Source organism: Leucobacter sp. M11 (genome assembly GCF_035726885.1).
Classification (GTDB): Bacteria; Actinomycetota; Actinomycetes; order Actinomycetales; family Microbacteriaceae; genus JAPFRB01.
The window spans coordinates 24,202-25,611 of the sequence record NZ_JAPFRB010000003.1 but is presented as its reverse complement, the minus strand read 5'-3'; the positions used below and the strand labels follow the sequence as shown (position 1 = coordinate 25,611).

Genomic DNA, 1,410 nt, shown 5'->3' with positions numbered 1-1,410 from the left:
CTCAGCGGACGTGCGCCACCCGGCGGGTAACTGTTGCGGCATCTGTGGTTCTCCCCTCAGCCTCACCGTACAACGCGGACGTGCGCGCCGGGATTCCCCCTCGGGCGCGTCGCCCGCGGAAACGCCGAGGGCCGCCCCGGCGGGACGGCCCTCGGCGGAAGCAGTGCTGCCTAGCGGAAGTTGACGAACTGCAGCGCGGTCTCGACGTCGGCGCCCTTCAGGAGCTGCATGGTCTCCTGCAGGTCGTCGCGGCTCTTCGAGGAGACGCGGAGCTCGTCGCCCTGGATCTGGCTCTTGACGGACTTCGGGGCCTCGTCGCGGATGAGCTTGTTCAGCTTCTTCGCGGTGGCCTGGTCGATGCCGTCCTTGAGCTTGACCTCGATGCGGAACTCCTTGCCGCTGGGGTAGGGGTCCCCCGCGTCCAGGCTCTTCAGGGAGATGCCGCGCTTGATGAACTTGGACTGCACCACGTCGAGCACCGCCGCGATGCGCTCCTCGGAGACGGCCTTGATCAGGATCATCTCCCCGCTCCACTCGGCGGAGGCGCCCACGCCCTTGAAATCGTAGCGCTGCTCGATTTCCTTGCGTGCCTGGTTGAGGGCGTTGTCCGCCTCCATCTTGTCGACCTTGCTCACGACATCAAACGTTGAATCTGCCATACGCCCCATGTTAGCCGGGAACCCCGCCGGAGGGGAGTTTCCGCGGTCAGCCCCGAACGGCGAAGGAGGTCAGCACCCGCTTGAGCGTCTCGTACTCGTCCGTCAGCATGAACGCCTCGGCCTCGGCCATCGACGCGAAGCTGCGGGTGTTTCCCTCGGCCGCGGAGAACTCGCTCACCTGCAGGCTGTCGGCGAAGGAGATACCCCCCGCGGGGAAGCGCAGCTCGTTGTAAAAGAAGGAGGTGGTGCCGTCGAGGCTGGGCGCGCTGCTGGACAGGGCGAGGCTCGCGGTGACCCCGCTCGGATACTCCACGGCGCGGTAGACGAACTGGGGATCGGTGTCGAGGTCGCTCTCGCGGATAGTGCCCGGCACCGCGACCGGCGCGGAGTCCAGCACGCGGAAGGGGACGGGATCCCCGCCAGCCCCGCCGAGCCCGTAGAGCGCGTCGAGGAGCGTGAGCTGGACGCGTCCGGCTCGGTCCACCACGGAGACCGCGTGCAGCGGCGGCACGGAGGGATCGATCTCCTGGGGGGTGACCCGCGTGCTCCACCCGGTGGGGACCTCGAAGGTGTAGGCCACGTCCGGGTGCTCGAAGCGGTCCCACTCCGGGCGCGGGGCTTCCGTGGGGGACGGGGAGCTGCTCGGGGTGGGGGAGGCCGAGGGCTCGGCGGTTGCGCTCGGCTTCGGGGTCGAACCGGGTGCCCCGGGTTCCGGGGCGCACGCGGCGACAGACAGGAGCAGCGCCCCCGA

The 1,410-nt window shown here is 69.2% G+C and carries 1 protein-coding gene and 1 pseudogene; both read right to left on the bottom strand.

Annotation, left to right across the window (positions count from 1 at the left end; translation table 11 throughout):
• Positions 1-170: 170 nt before the first annotated feature.
• Entirely contained in the window at positions 171-659 is a 489-nt protein-coding gene (locus OOT08_RS08280; protein WP_325092159.1) for a YajQ family cyclic di-GMP-binding protein, read from the bottom strand.
• A 46-nt stretch (positions 660-705) separates the two neighbouring features.
• Positions 706-1,410 (bottom strand): annotated as a pseudogene (locus OOT08_RS08275) (hypothetical protein); the annotation flags it as partial.

Coding starts and splice junctions, on each gene's coding strand:
- OOT08_RS08280 (WP_325092159.1), bottom strand. CDS start 659: ATGGCAGATTCAACGTTTGATGTCGTGAGCAAGGTCGACAAGATGGAG.